Source organism: Frankia sp. CoBUL1, assembly GCF_978021245.1.
In genome coordinates this window covers 1-5,199 of sequence record NZ_CDXDOS010000238.1, presented here as the reverse complement: position 1 = coordinate 5,199, position 5,199 = coordinate 1, and the positions used below count along the sequence as shown (strand labels likewise).

The 5,199-nt window shown below is 70.9% G+C and carries 4 protein-coding genes; 3 read left to right on the top strand and 1 reads right to left on the bottom strand.

Annotation, left to right across the window (positions count from 1 at the left end; all coding sequences use genetic code 11):
* Positions 1–281: 281 nt before the first annotated feature.
* Complete coding sequence (locus AC08OX_RS14635) at positions 282–1,160, top strand: acyl-CoA thioesterase (RefSeq protein WP_476608330.1); 879 nt, start codon at positions 282–284, stop codon at positions 1,158–1,160.
* 19 nt (positions 1,161–1,179) lie between these two features.
* On the opposite strand, the gene AC08OX_RS14630 is transcribed toward AC08OX_RS14635, so the two are convergent.
* Entirely contained in the window at positions 1,180–2,763 is a 1,584-nt protein-coding gene (locus tag AC08OX_RS14630) for an MFS transporter (RefSeq protein WP_476608329.1), read from the bottom strand.
* A 198-nt stretch (positions 2,764–2,961) separates the two neighbouring features.
* On the opposite strand from AC08OX_RS14630, the gene AC08OX_RS14625 reads away from it, so the two are divergent.
* Together AC08OX_RS14625 and AC08OX_RS14620 are read left to right on the top strand one after the other, a co-directional pair.
* Positions 2,962–3,720 carry a TetR/AcrR family transcriptional regulator gene (locus AC08OX_RS14625; RefSeq protein WP_476608328.1) on the top strand — a complete coding sequence of 253 codons (759 nt, stop codon included), beginning with the start codon at positions 2,962–2,964 and terminating at the stop codon, positions 3,718–3,720.
* 236 nt (positions 3,721–3,956) lie between these two features.
* A partial coding sequence (locus AC08OX_RS14620; protein ID WP_476608327.1) for a protein kinase family protein occupies positions 3,957–5,199 on the top strand: 1,243 nt, incomplete at its 3' end.

The window sequence follows — 5,199 nt, the reverse complement described above, 5'->3', positions numbered from 1 at the left end:
GTCTGAGATCGGGAACAGTCCGAAATCGGCGAGCAGACCGATAAGGAGCACCTTTTATCGGTCATATGGGCTCGATGGAACGTGGCGTGCGCCACTGCGGCCAGCGGTCAGCGGCGAACAGGTCGATATTTGCCGCAAGGCTCCACGCCGGGCGGAGTCATGATCCACGTGTGACAGTTCGCCAGAGAGTGCAGCGACCGGTCGCGGTCCCCCGACCTGGACGTCCAGCGCGGGCGTCCGGGGCATTCGCACCTGGCGAACGTCCACGGGAAGGGTGCGCTGTGGGTACACAATCCGCGGAGACAACGGATGCACGAGCTGGCGAGGCCCCCAAGCAACAGGCCAGCACGCAGGATCAGGTCGATGCGGTGCCGGCGTCCGGCCAGTGCACTTTGAGTGAACTACTGGCAGTTCTCGACCTCGGCGGGGATGTTCCGCCGGTGCCGGCCCGATGCCTGCCCAGCACACACGGCGGCGTCCTCGGGGCGCAGCTGCTCGGCCAGCAGATCGTTCTCGCCGAGCGCATGACCCCCAACAAGATCACGCACAGCCTGCAGACGGTGTTCATGCGCCCCGGCGACTGCCGCCAACCGGTCTGGATCGACGTCGAGCGGCTGGCCCACGGGCGGTCGATCGACTCCCTCGCCCTGACCTTCCGGCAGGACTCGTTGCAGATCTGCCGGGCGGACGTGATGCTCCGTTCCCCGGAGCCGGACTTCCTGCGCCTGCGCTCCACCGAGTCCGACTTCCTCGGCCCGCAGCACGCCAGCCCCCTTGACCGTCCGATGATGCCCTGGGAAGTTCGGGTGCTTCCCCGAGCGGACACCCATCAGCTGGACCAATGGCAGCGCATCCCCGAGGCGCCGGAGGACCGGTCCCTGTGGAGGGCGTTCATCGCACACAGCTGCGAGTTGCTGCCGCTGTCCGACCTGCTGGCCGTCACCGGCCTGACCCCCACCAAGCGCCTGGCAGTCGCTGTCCTATCGCAAAATGTGACCTTCTACGACGACCTGGACGTCCGGGACTGGCATCTGTTCCGGGTGCGTACCCTGCACGCGGGCCACGGCCGGGCGATCAGTCGCGTCGAGGTCTTCGGCCCGGACGGGGAGCTACGCGCGGGCAGTGAGCTCGTCGGGCTGCTGCGCGGATCCGCGATCTGATGTCCGCACGGCTGATGGATCAGATCTCCGCGAGGGCCTGGTCCTCGTCATCCGAGGCCCCGGACGCGGTCTTCTCCGTCGCGCCGAGGGGCGGCTCCGGCTCGGGCCGCCGGACACGGGGCAGCAGCAGCGCGGCCAGGATCCCGACCGCGAGGACGCAGCCGCCGATGAACAGCCCGAGGGAGTAGCCGGAGGCCAGCGCGTCGAGCCGCGCGGCCCCGTGCCTGAGGCGGCCGTCGGTATGCCTGGTCGCGATCGTCGACACCGCGGCGAGGCCAATCGCCGCGCCGATCTGACGGCTGGTGTTGATCAGACCCGACGCGAGGCCCGCCAGGCGCATCGGCACGCCCGCCGTGGCCGCAGCGACCATCGCGACCATGATAGACCCCACCCCCAGCCCGACGATCAGGACCGGGCCGAACACGTGCACCCAGTACGAGCCGTGCCGGGTGATCGTCGACATCCAGAGCAGACCCGCCGTTCCGCTCGCGAGACCGAACACGATGATCGGCCGCGGACCGAGCCGCCCGATCATCCGGGTGACAATCCGCGAGGCAACGATGATCATGAGCGGCATCGGGAGCATGGCCGCCCCGGCGCGCAGCGGGCTGTAACCCTGAACCTGCTGGAGGAAGAGGGTAAGGAAAAAGAAGATCGTGAACATAGCGGCGCCGAGGAAGGCGGCGACCGAGTTCGCCGCGGCGAGCCCGGGGTAGCGGAAGACGCTCAGCGGCACCAGCGGGGCGGGGGTCGTGGCCTCGACGGCCACGAACGCGGCAAGAAGCACTACCGCCCCAGCCAGCATCCCGAGTGTGACCGGGGACGTCCAGGAGGAACTCTCGGTGCGGACGATGACGTAGACCGACAGCACCAGACCCCCGGTGACGGTCACCGTGCCGGGAATGTCGAGATCACGCAGCCGGCTCAGCTGGCCCCGCGACTCGACGAGCACGAGCCGGGCGGCCACGAGGAGCGCCACGCCGATCGGCACGTTGACGAACAGCACCCACCGCCAGTTCGCGACCTCGGTCAGCGCACCGCCGACGATCGCGCCAAGCGCCCCGCCGCTGGCCGCGGTGGCGCCCCACGCGCCCAACGCCCGGGTCCGCTCCCGCCCCTCGGCGAAGGAGGTCATCAACAGGGTCAGCGTCGCCGGGGCGAGCACGGCCCCACCCAACCCCTGCACGACCCGGGCGACGATGAGCTGCGCCTCGGTCCGCGCAAAACCACCGCCGAGGCTCGCCAGGGTGAACAGCGCCAGCCCGGCCACAAACACCCGGCGGCGACCGAACAGATCCGCCGCCCGGCCGCCGAAGAGCAGCAGACCCGCGAACGCGATCGTATAGGCGTTGACCACCCACTGCAGGCCGCTCGCCGTCATCCCGAGATCGGTCTGCATCGACGGCAGCGCGACGTTCACGATCGAAATGTCCAGAACGACCATGAACTGGGCCAGGCAGCAGACGGCCAGCACGGCCCAGCCCGGAATCCGCAGGCCCGGCGGTGCGCCACCTTCCGGCGAGGCGCCCGCCCCGGTACCGGCGGTCCTGCCGACCACGGCACCGCCCTCACCCGAACCACCCTCGTCCGAATCTGCCCTCACCCGAATACCTCCAAGCTCCAGCCTTCGTACAGCTCCAGCTTTCGTACACCGTACGAAGGCTGGGCCAACCCTACGCCGTACGATGTACCAACGCCAAAATGGCAGACCGTGCCTCCTGCCAGGAGGCGTCCTGCCAGGAGGTGAGTGGCGATGGCGGCGCCGCCGAGTGCGGCCCCGGGGCGGCCCCCGGGGAAGCCGATGGCACGGGTGTCCACCCCACCGGGATGCCGGACGCCCCTGAGCGGTGAACGGCTGGCCCTGGCCGCAATGGAGATCGCCGACGCGGAGGGGCTCGCGGCGGTGTCGATGCGGCGGATCGCCGCACATCTGGGCGTCGGGACGATGACGCTCTACCACCACGTCCGGGACAAGGACGAACTGACCGGCCTGATGTGGGACGCGTTCCTGGCCGGGCATCTGCTGGACGAGGTTCCCGAGGACTGGCGGGACGGCCTCACCCAGATCGCCCGGCGCGCGAGGCGGTCCTTCCAGGAACATCCCTGGGCCCTTCGGATCGGCATCCGCCGGGGTTTCGGTCCCAACAAGCTGCGGCACATCGAGCAGTGCCTGACCATCGCCTCGAAGATCACCGATGATCCGCAGGACCAGCTGCGCATCATCCACTCGCTTAATGATCTGGTGGTCGGCTGCACGCTGCGCGAACTCGGCGACCGAGAGGATTTCGACCGCCGACGGCCTCCGGCGGCCGACGCCCAGAATCGCCCCGGTGTCCCGACGGCGCAACCGGTTTTCTCCGTCCAGGTCCTTGACGCCCAGGTCCTCAACCGCGCGCAGAGCGCCGAGGACGCACAGACCGCCGAGAAGGAGTACCCACGGCTGCGCGCCATCGCCGCCCTCGGCTGCGGCTACACGGCGCCGCGCTTCGAGCAGGCGCTGAAATGGCTTCTCGACGGGATCGCCGTCGCGTACGCGCCGGAGCCGCCAACCGACCAATGATCGGTCGGCCGGGAAGTAGCCGACCGGGGAACAGCCGGGCGATGTTCCGCCGACGATGATCACTGCGCTCGTGTCCGGTGCCCGCCGACGTCACGGCGGATGCCGAATTCGCTGCGGATGCGAAGAAGGGCAAAGAAGGAGGCGTAGCGGTCTTCACGGACACAACTGGAGTAGCTACCGTCGGAGAGAATAAACGCCGCTGACCGTCCACGAGCCGCATTCGGGGCATTATCACCATGACCGCTCGGCTACCTCGTCACGTCGCGCCGCTCGCCGTTGGCGAGCCCACCTCACTCGGGCCCTACCAGCTGCTCGGTCGGCTGGACGCCGGCATCACCGGCATCGTCTATCTGAGCCGTGCGGTCGGAGGCGCGCAGGTCGCGGTCCGCGCGCTGCACCCGGGCGACGCCCTGCGCGCGGACATGCGGGCCCGGTTCGCGGCGGCGATCGACCGCGCTCGCGTGCTGGCCGGGGCACACACCTGCGGCGTGCTCGACGCCGCGCCCGCCGCCGAGCGGCCCTACATGGTCACGGAGTTCGTCGGGGGCCCGACCCTGGCCCGCGAGCTCACCGAACGCGGACCGCTGTCCTCGGACGAGATCGACCGCCTTGCCCGGACCCTGTTGGAGACCATCGATGCGGCGCACCGCACGGTCGGCGCACTCGGCGACCTGACGGCAACGGATGTCGTGCTCTCCGTTACCGGGCCGCGGCTGGTCGACCTGGGTGTCGCGGCGGCCCTGCGGCCACTGCTGCTGTCCCCCGCGGCAGGCTCGGCCGGCGGGACGGCGCCCGGGACGCCGCACATCGTCGCCGGGCGCTCCGGCCACCTGTGGCCTCCCCCCAGCAGCCCCGGCTATGTGCCCGGCTATGTGCCCGGCTATGGCTACGGTCCCGCGGCGGGTGGCTGGGAGGGCCCCGCCGCCGACATCGTCGCGTGGGCCGGGATCGTCGATCTGGCCGCGACGGGAAAGCCCAGCGGGTCTGCCGAACCCGCGGCCCGGGCCGGACGACGCCGCGCCGACCGCTCGGAGCACACGGCTCCCATCGGCGAGGGGGTGCGGCGAGCGCTCGCCCGTGTGCGACAGGCCGATGGGGCCTCTCTGCCCGATACCACCGAACTGCTGGCGCTGCTCGCCGGATCGAAGCCGCGGTCGACCCGAGCGGCGTGGGGCCGTGGCCGACAGGTCGCCACGGCTCACGGCGGGCGGGCGGGCGCCGCGACGACAGGCGCGGATCCGCGGCCTGGGCCTACCGATCCTCGACCACCGACCCGGATGGCTCCCCCCGGAAAGGCTCCCCTCAGGACGGCCACGGGCGGGCGGCACAGCACCGGTCGGCGGGCACCGAGCCCCACCGGGAGTGTCCCTGACCCGATGGCCGCCCGGGCGCTGCCACCGCTCCCGACACTGCCACCGACCCCGACCCCGCCCCCGACACTGCCACCGCCGGAGCGCCCGGGCGGCCATCGGGTCAGGG